Source organism: Pseudomonas sp. 2024-210, from assembly GCF_045062345.1.
In the GTDB taxonomy this organism is placed as follows: Bacteria; Pseudomonadota; Gammaproteobacteria; order Pseudomonadales; family Pseudomonadaceae; genus Aquipseudomonas.
The window spans coordinates 458866-474101 of record NZ_JBJGEJ010000001.1; the positions used below are offsets into that span (position 1 = coordinate 458866).

Below are 15236 nucleotides of genomic sequence, written 5' to 3' on the forward strand. Positions count from 1 at the left end.
AGAGGGGCTTGATCTCTAACAACTCTGACACTGTGCAAATTTGCTCTTGCTGTTAGTCCCTTCTCCCTCTGGGAGAGGGGCTTGATCTCTAACAACTCTGACACTGCGCAAATTTGCTCTTGCTGTTAGTACCCTCTCCCTCTGGGAGAGGGTTAGGGTGAGGGGCTTTTGACCTTTAAAGGGCCATCGGTGCCCGTTCACACAACGTATTCAGCGCCTTGGCCCACTCAGGATTGTCATTGAGACACGGCACCAGCACCAACTCCTCGCCCCCCGCCTCAATAAACTGCTCGCGCCCTCGATCGCCAATCTCTTCGAGGGTTTCAATGCAATCGGCCACAAACGCCGGGCACATCACCAATATCTTCTTCACGCCTTGCTTGGCCAACGCATCCAGACGCGCCTCGGTATAAGGTTCGATCCACTTCGCCCGCCCCAAACGCGACTGAAACGCGACTGACCATTGCCCCTCGGCCAACCCCATGCGCTGCGCAAAAGACTGCGCCGTTCGCAGGCACTGCGCCCTGTAACACGTAGCCATGACCGCAGGCGACGCATACTGGCAGCAGTCCTCACTTTTCAAACAGTGATTGCCAGTGGGATCGAGCTTATGCAAGTGCCGCTCGGGCAAGCCATGAAAACTCAGCAGCAGGTGATCGTAATCCTGCTCAAGGTGCGGCCTGGCACTTTCCACCAAGGCATCAAGGTATTCAGACTGGTCATAAAACGGCTGCAAAATTGAAAACTGCACCGCCAGCTTTTTGGTTTTGACCACCCGCTTGGCTTCTTCAATCACCGTCGTCACCGTACTGTCGGCGAACTGTGGATAAAGCGGCGCAAGCGTGACCTTTTTAATCCCTTGAGCCGCCAGGCGGGTCAAGACGGTTTCGATGGAAGGCTCGCCATAGCGCATGGCCAGTTCCACCGGCCCCTGTTTCCACTCCTTGGTCATCGCCTGCTGCAAACGGCGACTGAGGACGACCAGCGGTGATCCCTCGTCCCACCAGATGGACGCATAGGCATGGGCTGACTGCTCGGGACGCTTGATCAGGATCAGCGACACAATCAAACGCCTCAAGGGCCACGGCACGTCAATGACGTACGGGTCCATCAAAAACTGATTCAAGTAGCTGCGTACATCCGCTACCGAGGTAGAGGCCGGTGAACCCAGGTTAACCAGCAAAAGCGCGTGCTCGGTCATGCAACATCCTATTTCAAAGGCGGGCGGACAAATCATCCAGCGCCGCACGTAAATCAGTGAACTGAAAAGTGAACCCGGCGGCCAGCAATCGGGTCGGTGTCGCCCGCTGACCACCCAACAATAACAGGGACAACTCACCCAGCCCGACCCGCAGCACTAAAGCGGGCAACGGTAAAAATGCCGGGCGATGCAGCACTTGACCCAAGGTTTTTGCGAATTCGGCATTACGTACAGGGTGCGGCGCGCAGGCATTATATGGGCCAGTCGCGGCATTCTCATGCACAAGAAAATCAATCAAGGCGATTTGGTCGTTGATATGAATCCACGGCATCCATTGCCGTCCATTGCCTATCGGCCCGCCCAACGCCAGCTTGAAAGGCAGCAACAAACGCGACAAAAAACCGCCTTCGGCCGCCAATACCAGCCCCGTGCGCACCAGCACCACACGAATGCCCAATGCTTGAGCACGCTGCGCGGTCTCTTCCCAAGCGATACACAGATGGCTGGCGAAGTCGTCATTGACCGGAGGCGACTCCTCCGTCAATTCGCGCTCGCCACCATCGCCATACCAGCCCACCGCCGATCCGGAAACCAATACCGAAGGCTTTTGCTCGCGGCTTTCAAGCCAGGCCACAAGCGTTTCAGTCAGGGCAATTCGACTGCTCCACAGCACGGCCTTGCGCTTGCGGGTCCACGGCCGATCCGCTATCGGCGCACCGGCCAGATTGATCACCGCATCGAGCGGCTCCTGACCCAGCTCTTCAAGCACGGCAACGCCCCTGACCCCCTCACCACACAATTCCCTCACACGCTCAGGGCGCCGGCTCAACACACTCAGGCGATAGCCTTTGGCCAACCAGTGCCGGCATAGGTGGCGACCGATCAAGCCTGTACCGCCGGTCAGCAAAATGTGCATGAGGTGATCCTCGCTGTAAGTTTTATCGGATGCACTGGTCTATTTTTAAAGAAAGCCCATTTTTTCGGCTCTCTGCACTAAAAGAAGAATAGGCCAGACTGACCCGACAGGCGCACTAAAACCTATACTAATAAAATAATTTGTACAGGAATTAACGACGCAGTAGTCTGTGCAAACTGGATCGAGGCCACTATGACTGTAGCTATCGCAATTATCGGGGCCGGCATTGCCGGGCTTTCCGCAGCACGCAAACTTCACGACGCCGGGCACAAGGTGCATGTGTTCGATAAAAGTCGAGGCAGCGGCGGACGCATGTCCAGCAAGCGCAGCGACGCCGGTTCGCTGGACTTGGGGGCGCAATACTTCACTGCCCGCAACCCGCGCTTTGCCGCAGAAGTCCATCGCTGGGACACTGAAGGCTGGGCCAGCGAGTGGAAACCCCACCTCTACAATAACCACACAGATGGCCAGCTGACCCCTTCACCGGACGAGCAAACACGCTGGGTCGGCAACCCGCGCATGAGTGCTATCACTCGGGGCTTGCTCGGCCATTTACCAGCCAGTTTCATGTGCCGTATTACCGAATTGATTCGCGGTGAAAAGCACTGGCACCTGCAAGATGCCGAAGGCAATGAACATGGCCCATTCAGCCATGTGATCGTGGCCACTCCTGCACCGCAGGCATCCGCCCTGCTCGCCACCGCACCCAAGCTTGCCAGTGCGGCCGCCGGCGTAAAAATGGACCCGACCTGGGCCGTGGTGCTCGCCTTTGAAACGGCGCTGAACACGGCCATCGATGGTTGCTTTGTACAGGACAGTCCACTTGACTGGGTGGCCCGCAACAGCAGCAAACCCGGGCGTGACAGTCATCCGGACACCTGGGTTCTGCACGCCACCAGCGCGTGGAGCAAAGAACACATCGACATGCCCAAAGAAGCCGTCATCGAGCATTTGCATGGCGCATTTGCTGAACTGATGCACATCACCGTTCCCGCGCCCAGCTTCACCCTGGCGCACCGCTGGCTGTATGCGCGTCCTGCGAGCGCCCATGAGTGGGGTGTTCTGGCAGACTCCGACCTGGGCCTTTATGCCTGTGGTGACTGGTGCCTGTCCGGGCGGGTCGAAGGGGCATGGCTGAGTGGACAGGAAGCGGCCCGCCGGGTCATTGAGCGCTTAGAGTGAACCGCATTAACCCACGAAAATTGCTGCTGTCCAAATGGACAGCAGCCACGCCTGAACACCGTGAAAAGCACTTCCTGGTCACCCAGGTGTTTTGCGATGAGGAAGGCACCGTGCTCGATATCGAGTTACAAGCGGTGCTGACTCAGCGCACTCAGCGCATGCCCTGGCAACGCCTGAAGGACATGCACACGTGGGCAATTGGCTGGAAATAATACCCGGCTCCCCCCCTTTGGAAACGCTGCCCTCCAACAAATAGTTGTACAAGTAATTTGACTTGTACAACGCCAAGCCTATGATGAACTCAAGTTGTACATCTTACAAAAGATGTACAAGAAATTCTTGGAGGTTCATCACATGGCCCACGACACCTCAACTCGCAGCAAGCCCAAAATCGCCATCAGCGCCTGCTTGCTAGGCGCCGAAGTTCGCTTTAACGGCGGCCACAAAGAATCGCGGCTGTGCAGTCAGGCGCTGAGTGAACATTTCGATTTCGTGCCCCTGTGCCCTGAAGTCGCTATTGGCTTGGGCATTCCGCGCCAACCGATCCGTCTTGTCGGCGACCCGGCCATGCCCCAAGCGGTGGGCAGCGTCGACAGCACGCTTGAGGTGACCCAAGCACTGCATGACTATGGCGTCAGCATGGCAGCAACCCACACTGACATTTGTGGCTACATCTTTATGCAAAAGTCGCCTTCCTGCGGGCTTGAGCGGGTCAAGGTGTATCAGGATGGCGGCCGGCCAGCCGAGCTGAGCGGACGCGGCATTTATGCTCAGGCCTTTTGTGCCGCGCATCCCGATTTACCGGCCGAAGAAGACGGTCGCTTGAACGACCCCGTCCTGCGTGAAAACTTCCTTACCCGGGTCTACGCCTACAGCGCATGGCAAGACTTGCTTAAGGCGGGCCTCACCCGCCGCTCGCTGACCGAGTTTCATGCGCGCTACAAATACCTGCTTATGGCCCATCATCCCGTGCAATACAAAACACTGGGCAACCTGTTGGGCAGCATGGGGAAAAATCCCCCTCAAACCATTGCAGGCCAGTATTTCAGCGAGCTGATGAAGGCGCTGAAAAAATGCGCCACCCGGCGCACTCATACCAATGTGCTGCAACACATTAGCGGCTACCTCAAACAATCCATCAGCCGCGAAGACAAGCAGGAAATGCAGCAATTGATCGTGCAGTACCTGAACGGCATTGTGCCGCTGGTCGTCCCGCTTACGTTGCTCAAACATCACTTTCGCCTGCACCCGCACCCCTATATCGAGCGTCAGGTTTATCTGCAACCGCACCCTGAAAACCTCAGCCTGCGCAATGCGATCTGACCATGAGTGATGAGCGCCCCATGACCCATAACCCTGACACCGACTACAGCCAGGCACTCGCCGATGGCTGGCGGCCAATCCGCGAAGTGGCCCGCATTACCGGCGTGAATGCCGTAACACTGCGCGCATGGGAGCGCCGCTATGGCTTGATCGTTCCGCACCGCACGGCCAAAGGCCACCGCCTGTTTTCACCCGACCAGATTTTGCGCATAAAACACATCCTGACCTGGCTTAACCGCGGTGTGTCGGTGAGTCAGGTCAAACCGTTACTGGACGCTGCGCCCGATTTCCACGAACCCGCTGACAATGACTGGCAGACGTGGCGGCAGGCCCTGACGCGGGCAATCAGCGACCTGTCTGAGCGTAAGCTTGATGACAATGTGAATCAGGTGATGTCGCTTTACCCCGCCCGCACGCTCTGCAAACAGCTATTGATTCCGCTGCTCAGCGAGCTGGAACAACGCTGGCAGGGCCAGTTCGGCACGCAACTGGAGCGCACGTTCTTTAACTCCTGGTTACGCAGCAAACTGGGCGCGCGTATTTACCACAATAATCGCTCAGTAAGCGGCGCTCCCGTTCTGCTGATTAACCAGTCGTCTCAACCCTTCGAGGCCGCTCTATGGCTGAGCGCTCTGCTGGTCAGCAGTAGCCATTGCCCGGTTGAAGTCTTCGACACGCCAGTACCCGGCGGTGAACTTGGGTTGGCTGTAGAACGCCTGAAAGCCCGCGCGGTGGTGCTCTATTCAAGCCAGGCCCTGAATACCCAGCTATTGCCCAAACTATTGGCCGGGATCCATTGCCCGATTGTGATAGCCGGGACCTGTGTTCGTATCCACAGCTCGGAGCTCACCGACACGGCGACCCAAATTGCCGGATTGACGCTTGCCAATGACCCGCTTGAAGTCCACCAGCACCTCGACCAGCTCGGTCTTATATAAGCGAGGCATTGACATGCAACTTATCTGGCTACGCAATGACTTGCGCCAATCCGACAACACCGCGCTGAGTGCCGCCGCCACACGCGGTCCCACCGTGGCCGTTTACCTGATCAGCCCCCAACAATGGCTGGCCCACGACGATGCGCCGTGCAAAGTCGATTTTTGGCTACGCAATCTGGGCACTCTGAGCGACAGCTTGCATGCGTTGAACATCCCTTTGCTGGTTCGCACGGCGGATACGTGGGATCAAGCCCCTGCCGTGCTGCTTGAACTGTGCCAACAACACGGGATTGAAGCCGTACATGCCAACCAGGAATATGGCATCAATGAAACCCGTCGCGATGAAGACGTCACCCAGGCTCTGCAAGCCCACGGCATAGCGTTCCATAGCTACCTGGACCAACTCCTGTTTCAGCCTGGTACTGTGCTCACGCAGTCGGGTTCATATTTCCAAGTCTTCAGCCAGTTCCGGCGAATCTGCTACAACCACTTGCACCGCGCACTTCCACAAATAGTCGAGTCGCCCCAGGCACAAGCTGCCGTACCCATTGAGCGCGATGCCATTCCACAATCGGTCGACGGTTTTACTCCGGCAACCGAATCATTGCGCGCGCTGTGGCCCGCTGGCGAACGTCATGCCCAGCAACGGCTGGCGCATTTTGCCGATGAGCAAATCCATTACTACAAGGACGAACGCGACCTGCCCGCCAAACCCGGCACCAGCCAGATTTCGGCCTACCTTGCAGCCGGTGTTCTTTCCCCTCGGCAATGTCTGCACGCGGCCTTGCAAAGCAATCATGGCGAGTTCGAAAGCGGCAACCCGGGTGTGCTCACATGGATCACTGAACTGTTGTGGCGTGAGTTCTACAAACACATTCTGGTGGGCTACCCACGGGTTTCGCGTCATCGCGCTTTTCGACTTGAAACCGAATTCCTGCCGTGGCGTGACGCCCCCGAAGAGCTGGCGGCCTGGAAAGAAGGCCGTACCGGCATTCCGATCATCGACGCGGCCATTCGCCAACTGCTGGACACCGGCTGGATGCATAACCGTTTACGGATGGTCGTGGCCATGTTCCTCACCAAAAACCTGCTGATTGATTGGCGCGAAGGTGAGCGCTTTTTTATGCAGCATTTAATTGATGGCGATCTGGCGGCCAATAACGGCGGCTGGCAGTGGAGTTCATCGACCGGGACTGACTCAGTACCGTACTTCAGGATTTTCAACCCGCTGAGTCAGTCCGAGCGCTTCGACCCGGAAGGGCGCTTCATCAAACACTGGCTGCCGGAACTGGCCGATCTGAGCAAAAAGGAAATTCATAACCCTTCCATTGCCGGCGGATTGTTTGGCGTGGCCGATTACCCACGGCCAATGGTCGACCTGAAAAAAAGCCGCGAGCGCGCGCTCACAGCCTTTAAAAATCTGCCGTCGCGGGCACTGGCGGTAAGTGGCGATGAATAAGTCTCAGCGTATCTGGCTGACGGGCGCCAGCAGCGGTATGGGCGCGCAGATGGCCGAAGAGCTGCTGAAAAGCGGCGCACACTTGGCGTTAAGCGCCCGGACCCTTGAACCCTTGCATGCGTTGTCCGAGCGTTTTCCCGGCCAAGTCCTGGTGGTGCCGGGGGACTTGACCGACCCTGCACAGGTGCGTGAAATCGGTCAGCAAATAGCTCAAGCCTGGGGTGCGCTGGACACCGTGATCCTTAACGCCGGCACCTGTGAATATGTTGATGTTCGCCATTTTGATGCCGCGCTGATCGAACGGGTAGTACGCACTAATCTACTGGCCAACAGCTACTGCCTGGAAACCGCCCTGCCCTTGCTGCGCAAAGGCCTACGCCCGCATCTGGTCGGCGTCGTCAGTTCAGTGACCTTCTGGCCGCTACCGCGCGCCGAGGCCTATGGCGCATCAAAAGCCGGGCTGCGCTATCTGCTGGAGTCGCTGCGCATTGATCTGGCCCATGAAAACATCGACGTCACGCTGGTCAGCCCCGGCTTTGTCGACACACCGCTGACTGAAAAAAATGACTTCCCGATGCCCATGCGCTGGTCGGCGCCAAAAGCCGCACAACATATTTGCCAGCGTCTGGACAAGCGGCCGCTGGAAATCGCGTTTCCTACGCTGTTTATCGCCATTCTAAAACTGCTGTCGAGCCTGCCTAAATGCCTGCAACTGGCAATAGGCAAGCGCCTGGCCAGAAACTCTGACGAGAAGCCATCATGAAAATCGCCATCATTGGCAGCGGCATCTCAGGGTTGACCTGTGGCTATCTGCTGCATAAAGAACACGACATTTGCGTGTTTGAGGCCAGTGATTGGGTGGGCGGTCACACCCATACCGTGGACGTCAGCGTACAGGGGCAGCGTTTTGCCATCGACACGGGCTTTATCGTGTTCAACGACTGGACATACCCCAACTTCATCAAGTTGCTGGACCAACTGGGCGTGAGTTCCAAAGCCACTGAAATGAGCTTTTCAGTACGTGATCCCGGCAAAAACCTGGAATACAACGGCAACACCCTCAACAGTTTGTTTGCCCAGCGCAGCAACCTGATGTCGCCCGGTTTTTGGGGGATGCTGCGCGACATTCTGCGATTCAATCGTGAAGCGGTGCGCGACTTGCAAGAACAACGCATTGCCGTCGACACGCGGCTGGGCGACTACCTGCAACAACGCGGCTATGGCGAGCGGTTTATCGAGCACTACATAGTGCCCATGGGCGCGGCCATCTGGTCCATGTCACTGAACGATATGCTGGCCTTCCCTCTGCAATTCTTTGTGCGCTTTTTTAAAAACCACGGTTTATTAAGCGTCACCCATCGCCCGCAATGGCGGGTGATAGAAGGTGGCTCCAGCGCCTACGTAAAACCGCTGAGTGCAGGCTTTGCCGAAAAGATCCGCCTTAACTGTCCAGTCATCCGAGTCGAACGCGATGACCAAGGCGTTACGATCCACAGCACCACAGGCAGCGAACGCTATGACAAGGTGATATTTGCCTGCCACAGCGATCAGGCACTCAAGCTCCTGGCCGAACCCAGCACAGCGGAACAGCACATCCTTGGCGCCCTGCCTTACGCTGATAACGATGTTGTCCTGCACACCGACACGCGACTGTTGCCCGATAGAAAACTGGCATGGGCCAGCTGGAACTACCGGCTAGGCGATGCTGGACAGCGCCGCGCCGCCGTTACGTACGACATGAACATCCTGCAAGGGCTACAGAGTGATACCACGTTCTGCGTCAGCCTGAACCAGCGGGCAGACATTGACCCGAGCAAGGTGCTGGCCAGCTACACCTACGCCCACCCGCAATACAGCCTGGAAGCGGTGGCAGCTCAAGGTCGCTGGCAAGAACTGATGGGCCCGCAGCACAGCTATTACTGCGGAGCTTATTGGGCCAATGGCTTTCACGAAGATGGCGTGGTCAGCGCGTTGCGCGTCACCCAAGCCTTCGGCCAACGGCTATGAACAGCGCCCTTTACAGCGGCTGGATCGCCCATCGGCGCTTTGCGCCGACCACCCATGCGTTCCGTTATCAGATTGGCTTGCTGTACCTGGATCTGGATGAGCAAGACGCGGTATTCGGGTTATCACCGCTCGCGGGCAAAAGCCGTTTTTCGCCTTTTTCATTCCGCGAAACCGATTACCTCAAGACGTACACCCACGCAGGCATGCGCCTGATCGATGCGGTTCGCCAGCTCATCGGCGAAGCCCTTGGGCACACACCGCAAGGCGCCATTCGCCTGCTGACGCAAGCCCGCAGCTGGGGCCTATCGTTTAACCCGGTGAGCTTTTTTTATTGCTATGAAACTGACGGGCAACTGGCTGCCATCTTGTGCGAAGTGAGCAATACACCGTGGCGCGAGCGCTATCACTACGTACTTCCGGCAGTCGGCGACGGTCATCAGTACGTTGCCGTGGCCAAGGCCTTTCATGTGTCCCCTTTCTTGCCGCGCGACCTGCAATACCGCATGAGCTTCAGCCCGCCCGATACACGGCTCGGCGTGCACATGGCCGACTGGCAAGGCGAGCAGAAACTGTTTGATGCCACCTTGAACCTGCAACGCAGCACGCTTGACCGTGCCGGATTGCATCGCTACCTGCGCCAATTCCCGTGGATGACGGCCAAAACCTGTCTGGCCATTTACTGGCAAGCCTTACGCCTTTTTATCAAACGCACACCGATTTTCCCCCACCGGGCCGCCGACGGCGTATTACGCATTGCCGCCCAGCAACCAGAGAATAAACGTCATGAAAAGCCCTAGTCTGGTGAGCAAGATTTCTCGTTTGAGTACCTTTAACCTGACCAGTGGGCTGCTGCGCGAAGGCGTGATGCGCCAGCTCAGCCAACTGCACAAGGGGCTATTGGTGATCTTTGAAAACGGCGTGCGCCAGACTTTCGGCGACAACACCGCAAAACTGGTCGGCGAAGTACAGATTCATGACCCGAGCGTGTGGGGCATGATCGCCAGCAAAGGCTCCATTGGCGCTGGCGAGGCGTTTATTCACGGCTACTGGAGCTCACCCGATCTGACCCGAGTCATTCGTGTGTTAGTCAGCAATATGGACGTGCTCGATGCCATGGAAGGCGGACTGGCACGTTTGGGCCGACCTTTTATCGGGGCATTGCACTGGGTCAATCGCAATACCCGCAAAGGCTCGGAAAAAAATATTGCCGCACATTACGACCTTGGCAACGAGATGTTCGAGCAGTTCCTTGACCCGACCATGATGTATTCAGCGGCTCAATTCCTCAGCCCTGACGACACTCTGGAGCAGGCGCAGCTCAACAAACTGCAACGTATTTGCCAAAAGCTCGACCTCAAGCCTCAGGACCATTTGCTCGAAATCGGTACGGGCTGGGGCAGCATGGCGATCTATGCGGCGGAACATTACGGGTGCAAGGTCACGACGACCACGTTATCCAAGGAACAATTCGCTTACACCCAAGCACGGATCGTCGCTCAGGGATTACAGAATCAAGTGACACTGCTGCTGGAGGACTACCGCGATCTCACCGGGCAATACGACAAGCTGGTTTCCATTGAAATGATTGAAGCCGTTGGCCATCGTTTTTTACCCGTTTACTTCAAACAGTGCTCGCACCTGCTCAAAAGCAACGGATTAATGTTGCTGCAAGCCATCACCATTCGTGATCAGCGTTATGAACAGGCCAAAAACAGCGTGGACTTTATCCAGCGCTATATCTTCCCTGGCGGCGCCTTGCCCAGCCTGCATAAAATGCTCGAAATCGTCACCCGCGAAACCGACATGAATCTGATGCACATGGAAGACTTTGGGCTGCACTACGCCAAAACCTTGCGCTTGTGGCATGAAAACTTCCGTCATGCCCATGGTCACCTGATCGAGCTGGGCTACGACGAATACTTTCTGCGCTTGTGGGAGTTTTACCTGTGCTACTGCGAAGGCGGATTCCTGGAGCGCAGCATAGGCACCGCGCAGTTGTTACTGGCCAAACCGGCCGCCATGCCGCAACCCGTGCTTGGGCGCCTTGATGCTTAAAAACCTGATCAACGCCGGGCTGTTCCAGCTCGGCTGGTTTGCCTGTGTGCTGGGCGGCAACAGCCCGTGGCTATTGCTCGCCTTTGCGGCGTTAGCAGTACACGTTCTTTGGGTAAGCCGTTCTTGGAGCGAAATCCGTTTGATAGTGGCCGTCTGTGTGATCGGTATGCTGGTGGACAGTGCGTTGCTCAACGCCGGGGTATTTGAGTTCAAACATGCAGGCGTCTTGATTCCACTCTGGCTGATCGTGCTCTGGGCCTTATTGGCAACCACCTTGAGGCATTGCCTGGCATGGACAGCCCGACCAGTCTGGCGGGCAGCGGTATTGGGGGCCATTGGCGGGCCGTTGTCGTATTACGCGGGGCAACGGATGGGGGCCGTGGTGTTCGGATTTGGACTATGGCCTACGTTGGCAGTGTTATCCGCCATTTGGGCGGGGTTGTTTGTGGCGTTGCAATGGCTCGCGGGTAGAACCATATGTCCATAATCTGCATGCAACCTGCCGGGAGACTTCAGACATTCGATAAAACCAGTTTATACATCTGAAACCCCCCCTGATCCCCACCCCTCTTATTTGACAAAAAACTACCAAGATCAAAGAACGCACTCCTCTAAAACACAGAACAATCCTACATACATCAATAAGATAAAAATAAATTATTGCTCCTTTTCAAGTTCAACCCAAAACCTGCAGGGAGCACTGTGCATGACAACAAACAACGGACCAAAAAACACATTCAGCAATTACAAGAAAATGATCGCACTTGCAGATAAACATTGGAAAGAGTCCGACCATAAAAAGATATCAAGCCTCAATGTGACCATTGAAGGCATCAACACACTAAAAGATCAACATGATCGAACGTTCCACCATTTCTGTACAACATCCTATCTAGGACTTGATTATCATCCCGCCCTCCTTAATGGCGCTGTTAAAGCGCTGAAAGACACAGGATCGCTACGTGTACCAAATTCTAAAAATCGCTGCAAAATAAATGCCCTTGAACAGTATGAACAAGAACTGTCGACGCTATTTTCCGCGCACTGCCTCAGCACCCTTTCATGCAGCGCGGCCAGCGCAGGCATACTCCCTTTGTTAGCCTCCGGGACCTTTACCGGCGATATCCCTCCGACCATGTGTTTTGACAAGCATGCTCACTATTCGATGAACCATGTAAAGGCCGCGTGTGCCGATGAAACCGAGGTCATTACCTCGCCGCATAACGACATGAACTACCTCGAAGAGGTGTGCAAGAAAAACAAGCGTGTGGCCTACATTGCCGATGGCGTATACAGCATGGGCGGGGTCGCCGATATTGAAGCCATCAACTATTTAAAGGCCCGATACGGCATGTTTACTTACATGGATGATTCCCACTCATTATCCGCAACAGGCCCACTGGGAGTCGGCCACGTCAGATCAAACATGGCGTGCCTCGATGACAGTTCAATTATTGTAGCGTCGCTGGCCAAGTCCTTTGGTGCGAGCGGAGGTGTTGTCATGTTCGCAAGCCCTGAACATCAGAAGAAAACATCCCGCTACGGCGGCCCAAGCAATTGGTCGCAAAGCCTTAATACAGCGGCCATCGGTGCAGGACGAGCGTCTATCCTTCTTCACAACACCGAAGAACTCATCCTTCTACAAAACAAACTACAAGCCAATATTGCACTTTTCGATCAACTCATCACCACAAAGCAACAAGGAAGTTTCACCGCTATTCGTCTGATTCACTGTGGTGAAACAGAGATTGCCACTCACGCTGTCGAATACCTGTCTAATAATGGTTTTTTCACCGCTGCCGTATTTTTTCCGGTCGTGGCGCAACATCAATCAGCAATACGAATCACCCTTCGGGCCGATATGACATTTGAGCTGATAAGGCAGTTTTGTGATTTGGTCAATGCGTATTGGAAAGAGCATGGATTGAGCGCTCATGTTTAATTAATCTCGCTCAGTGGCCGCTATAACTAAACACCCTCTCATCGCCTCCGGACGATACTGATGCCCCCTTCAAACGCCACCTTCTTGATCAGTGTGTCCTGCCTGGCCGTATTCCTGTCGCAACTGGGCATGATGATGTACTTGCCTGCACTTCCCGCTATCACGCAGGCATTGAACACCACTCAAGACCTGACCTCATTGGCGCTGCCTGTGTATCTGGCGGGCATGGCGCTGCCCATGTTGCTGTGGGGCAAGTGGGGAGCAGCGCTGGGCATCAAGAGAATCATGATGGGTTCGCTTTTACTGTTCAGCGTCAGCAGCGCACTGTTGAGCCTTTGTACTCAGGTCGAAACCTTTATTTCACTGCGGTTTGCCCAGGGCTTGGGCGCCAGCGGAATCTCGGTCATGGCACGTTCATTAGTGGCCCGGCATTTTCAAGGCAATGGCTTGGCCAAGGCATTATCGTGGCTATCAATTGCCTTTGTGATCTCGCTGGGCATTGGCCAATATGCAGGAGCGGTACTCATGAGTGCCTTCGGCTGGCCTGTCATTTTTTGGGGGCTTGGCGCGGCAGCCCTCGTTCAGATGGTTGTGGTTTACGCCTATTTGCCTGACTCACCACAGGTCAGTCATACGCCCGTTTGCTGGAGCCATTATTTAACGCTTGTGCGGCACCGGCCTTTCTTGCGCCCGGTACTGATGGGGGGCTTGGGCTACGGAATCATTATTGGATTCAACACGGCGGCGCCTTCGATTTTTCAAAACACGTATCAGTGGTCAGCCTACGACTATGGGCAGTTGGGCTGGGCAATGAGCCTCGCGTATCTGCTGGGGTCGATAGGTGTTAACCGATATGTCACCGTCTGGGGCCAGACGTTGATGAGCCGCATGGCTATCCGAGTCATGTTGGCGGCAAGTGCCGGGATGATGGCCTGTTTGTGGATCAGTTCTGCACACGCAATCCTGTTGTGGTTGCCGTATTGTTTAATCATTTGCGGGCAAGCGATCAATTACCCCATCAGTTTGTCTCAAGCCAGTGAGCATTCGCCTGTGACCGGCCCTTATGCAATGGCGCTGTGCGGGTTTATTCACCAAGTGTTGGCGGCGGTGATTGGCGTGACAGTCAGTGTGCTGGATGTTCAACAGCCTGTAGAGCTGGCTGGAATCTGCTTGCTATTGGTCGTCATGGTGCTGGGGGTGAAGATCATGCAGCCAAAAGTATGATGCGTCTGCTGATCGCTCAGCCTGTCTGGCGATTCACACATAAACCCGACTCTGCCTTACACTGCACGCCTATGACCAACATCCCCCTGACTGAAATTACCGAACCCGCCGTCACCTGTTCGACGTGCGCGGCGTGTTGTTGCCAACTGGAAGTGATGCTCATCACCGACACGGGCGTGCCTGAGCGCTTTATCGACAACGATGACTGGGGTGGCGAGGTGATGCTGCGTCTGGATGATGGCTGGTGTGCAGCGCTGGATCGCAACACCATGATGTGCACTATCTATGAAGTGCGCCCGCTGATTTGCCGCGAGTTCGAGATGGGGGAAGTCGAATGCCTCAACGAACGTCAAGGCATTACGACCGCCTATCGCTAGTTACAGCGGCATCGTGTAATGCAAAGCGTAACTTTCTATGCCGTCGTTGTTGCTGGAGAGTCCGGCATTGGAATAGTGAGTGGCGCGAATACCCACTTCATGCCCACCGTTGAAACGCAGGCCAAAGCCAAGGCGGTCTTCAAACTGGAAGGCCGTGCCCAAGTCCTGGTCTTCAACTTCAGTCTTGGAGAACACCGATACACCGATGCCTGCCTCGACATACGGCTTAACTGTTTCGCCAGCAAACTCGTATACAAACACCGGAGAGAACGACAGGCTGCTGGCGCTCGAAGATTTGTCACCATCCCAGTAAGTGTAAGCACCATCCCAATAGCCGGTCAGGCGACCCACATCACTTTGTAGCCAACTTTTATCCCAGTTGGATTTCAACCCCAGTCGATAGGTCATGGTCGACTGGCTGGTGTGCCCAACACTGAATTCAACGCCCGCCGCTTGCGCAGTGTAGCTATACCCCAGAACAGAGGCCGCAAGCGCAGCCAGGCAAAACAATTGCTTCATATGAAAATCCTATTTTCGTATGCATAGGTCAGTAGTTGTGTGTCTCATCAGACAGCGGTTATGAATCCAATCAAACGCTGAAAGTTCATCCAA

General features: G+C 55.6%; 16 protein-coding genes. 13 read left to right on the plus strand and 3 right to left on the minus strand.

Features of this window, described 5'->3' with window-relative positions; genetic code table 11:
* Positions 1–175 precede the first annotated feature (175 nt).
* Positions 176–1201 (minus strand): ferrochelatase, encoded by a 1026-nt coding sequence (gene hemH, locus ACI7MX_RS02145; protein WP_314491196.1) that lies wholly within the window; start codon positions 1199–1201, stop codon positions 176–178.
* Positions 1202–1214: 13 nt separating this feature from the next.
* On the minus strand, positions 1215–2117 hold the full coding sequence (locus ACI7MX_RS02150; RefSeq protein WP_314491193.1) for a TIGR01777 family oxidoreductase: 903 nt from the start codon (positions 2115–2117) through the stop codon (positions 1215–1217).
* 192 nt (positions 2118–2309) lie between these two features.
* Between ACI7MX_RS02150 and ACI7MX_RS02155 the strand changes: the two genes are divergently transcribed.
* The 13 genes from ACI7MX_RS02155 (at position 2310) to ACI7MX_RS02215 (ending at position 14624) form a co-directional block, all read left to right on the plus strand.
* Positions 2310–3299, plus strand: a complete 990-nt coding sequence (locus tag ACI7MX_RS02155) for an NAD(P)/FAD-dependent oxidoreductase (RefSeq protein WP_405588623.1) — start codon at positions 2310–2312, stop codon at positions 3297–3299.
* Entirely contained in the window at positions 3296–3511 is a 216-nt protein-coding gene (locus ACI7MX_RS02160) for a TIGR02450 family Trp-rich protein (RefSeq protein ID WP_314491188.1), read from the plus strand. Before ACI7MX_RS02155 ends, ACI7MX_RS02160 begins: the two co-directional genes overlap by 4 nt.
* A 142-nt stretch (positions 3512–3653) precedes the next feature.
* Positions 3654–4622 carry a DUF1722 domain-containing protein gene (locus tag ACI7MX_RS02165; protein ID WP_405588620.1) on the plus strand — a complete coding sequence of 323 codons (969 nt, stop codon included), beginning with the start codon at positions 3654–3656 and terminating at the stop codon, positions 4620–4622.
* Between the two features lie 20 nt (positions 4623–4642).
* Positions 4643–5560 (plus strand): MerR family transcriptional regulator, encoded by a 918-nt coding sequence (locus ACI7MX_RS02170; RefSeq protein WP_405588617.1) that lies wholly within the window; start codon positions 4643–4645, stop codon positions 5558–5560.
* A gap of 13 nt (positions 5561–5573) precedes the next feature.
* Positions 5574–7019, plus strand: coding sequence for a deoxyribodipyrimidine photo-lyase (phrB, locus tag ACI7MX_RS02175; RefSeq protein WP_314491179.1), 1446 nt, complete (start codon positions 5574–5576; stop codon positions 7017–7019).
* On the plus strand, positions 7012–7782 hold the full coding sequence (locus ACI7MX_RS02180) for an SDR family NAD(P)-dependent oxidoreductase (RefSeq protein ID WP_314491176.1): 771 nt from the start codon (positions 7012–7014) through the stop codon (positions 7780–7782). Before phrB ends, ACI7MX_RS02180 begins: the two co-directional genes overlap by 8 nt.
* On the plus strand, positions 7779–9026 hold the full coding sequence (locus tag ACI7MX_RS02185; RefSeq protein ID WP_405588613.1) for an NAD(P)/FAD-dependent oxidoreductase: 1248 nt from the start codon (positions 7779–7781) through the stop codon (positions 9024–9026). Before ACI7MX_RS02180 ends, ACI7MX_RS02185 begins: the two co-directional genes overlap by 4 nt.
* Positions 9023–9823, plus strand: a complete 801-nt coding sequence (locus ACI7MX_RS02190) for a DUF1365 domain-containing protein (RefSeq protein WP_405588610.1) — start codon at positions 9023–9025, stop codon at positions 9821–9823. The genes ACI7MX_RS02185 and ACI7MX_RS02190 overlap by 4 nt, the downstream gene beginning before the upstream one ends.
* Entirely contained in the window at positions 9810–11081 is a 1272-nt protein-coding gene (locus tag ACI7MX_RS02195; RefSeq protein ID WP_405588607.1) for a class I SAM-dependent methyltransferase, read from the plus strand. Before ACI7MX_RS02190 ends, ACI7MX_RS02195 begins: the two co-directional genes overlap by 14 nt.
* Positions 11074–11568: a DUF2878 domain-containing protein gene (locus tag ACI7MX_RS02200; RefSeq protein ID WP_405588604.1), complete on the plus strand. Its 495-nt coding sequence runs from the start codon at positions 11074–11076 to the stop codon at positions 11566–11568. Before ACI7MX_RS02195 ends, ACI7MX_RS02200 begins: the two co-directional genes overlap by 8 nt.
* Positions 11569–11787: 219 nt before the next feature.
* Positions 11788–13023 (plus strand): aminotransferase class I/II-fold pyridoxal phosphate-dependent enzyme, encoded by a 1236-nt coding sequence (locus tag ACI7MX_RS02205; RefSeq protein WP_405588601.1) that lies wholly within the window; start codon positions 11788–11790, stop codon positions 13021–13023.
* A 60-nt stretch (positions 13024–13083) separates the two neighbouring features.
* On the plus strand, positions 13084–14247 hold the full coding sequence (locus ACI7MX_RS02210) for an MFS transporter (protein ID WP_314491157.1): 1164 nt from the start codon (positions 13084–13086) through the stop codon (positions 14245–14247).
* 71 nt (positions 14248–14318) lie between these two features.
* Positions 14319–14624 (plus strand): YkgJ family cysteine cluster protein, encoded by a 306-nt coding sequence (locus ACI7MX_RS02215; protein WP_122786355.1) that lies wholly within the window; start codon positions 14319–14321, stop codon positions 14622–14624.
* Here the strand turns inward: ACI7MX_RS02215 and ACI7MX_RS02220 are convergent, their stop codons facing one another.
* Entirely contained in the window at positions 14625–15143 is a 519-nt protein-coding gene (locus tag ACI7MX_RS02220; protein ID WP_314491152.1) for an acyloxyacyl hydrolase, read from the minus strand.
* Positions 15144–15236: the final 93 nt, after the last annotated feature.

What these genes read in the sequence shown, in the direction of transcription:
- hemH (WP_314491196.1), bottom strand. Translation starts at nt 1,201, where the DNA reads ATGACCGAGCACGCGCTTTTGCTGGTTAACCTGGGTTCACCGGCCTCT.
- ACI7MX_RS02150 (WP_314491193.1), bottom strand. Translation starts at nt 2,117, where the DNA reads ATGCACATTTTGCTGACCGGCGGTACAGGCTTGATCGGTCGCCACCTA.
- ACI7MX_RS02155 (WP_405588623.1), top strand. Translation starts at nt 2,310, where the DNA reads ATGACTGTAGCTATCGCAATTATCGGGGCCGGCATTGCCGGGCTTTCC.
- ACI7MX_RS02165 (WP_405588620.1), top strand. Translation starts at nt 3,654, where the DNA reads ATGGCCCACGACACCTCAACTCGCAGCAAGCCCAAAATCGCCATCAGC.
- ACI7MX_RS02170 (WP_405588617.1), top strand. Translation starts at nt 4,643, where the DNA reads ATGACCCATAACCCTGACACCGACTACAGCCAGGCACTCGCCGATGGC.
- phrB (WP_314491179.1), top strand. Translation starts at nt 5,574, where the DNA reads ATGCAACTTATCTGGCTACGCAATGACTTGCGCCAATCCGACAACACC.
- ACI7MX_RS02180 (WP_314491176.1), top strand. Translation starts at nt 7,012, where the DNA reads ATGAATAAGTCTCAGCGTATCTGGCTGACGGGCGCCAGCAGCGGTATG.
- ACI7MX_RS02185 (WP_405588613.1), top strand. Translation starts at nt 7,779, where the DNA reads ATGAAAATCGCCATCATTGGCAGCGGCATCTCAGGGTTGACCTGTGGC.
- ACI7MX_RS02190 (WP_405588610.1), top strand. Translation starts at nt 9,023, where the DNA reads ATGAACAGCGCCCTTTACAGCGGCTGGATCGCCCATCGGCGCTTTGCG.
- ACI7MX_RS02195 (WP_405588607.1), top strand. Translation starts at nt 9,810, where the DNA reads ATGAAAAGCCCTAGTCTGGTGAGCAAGATTTCTCGTTTGAGTACCTTT.
- ACI7MX_RS02200 (WP_405588604.1), top strand. Translation starts at nt 11,074, where the DNA reads ATGCTTAAAAACCTGATCAACGCCGGGCTGTTCCAGCTCGGCTGGTTT.
- ACI7MX_RS02205 (WP_405588601.1), top strand. Translation starts at nt 11,788, where the DNA reads ATGACAACAAACAACGGACCAAAAAACACATTCAGCAATTACAAGAAA.
- ACI7MX_RS02210 (WP_314491157.1), top strand. Translation starts at nt 13,084, where the DNA reads ATGCCCCCTTCAAACGCCACCTTCTTGATCAGTGTGTCCTGCCTGGCC.
- ACI7MX_RS02215 (WP_122786355.1), top strand. Translation starts at nt 14,319, where the DNA reads ATGACCAACATCCCCCTGACTGAAATTACCGAACCCGCCGTCACCTGT.
- ACI7MX_RS02220 (WP_314491152.1), bottom strand. Translation starts at nt 15,143, where the DNA reads ATGAAGCAATTGTTTTGCCTGGCTGCGCTTGCGGCCTCTGTTCTGGGG.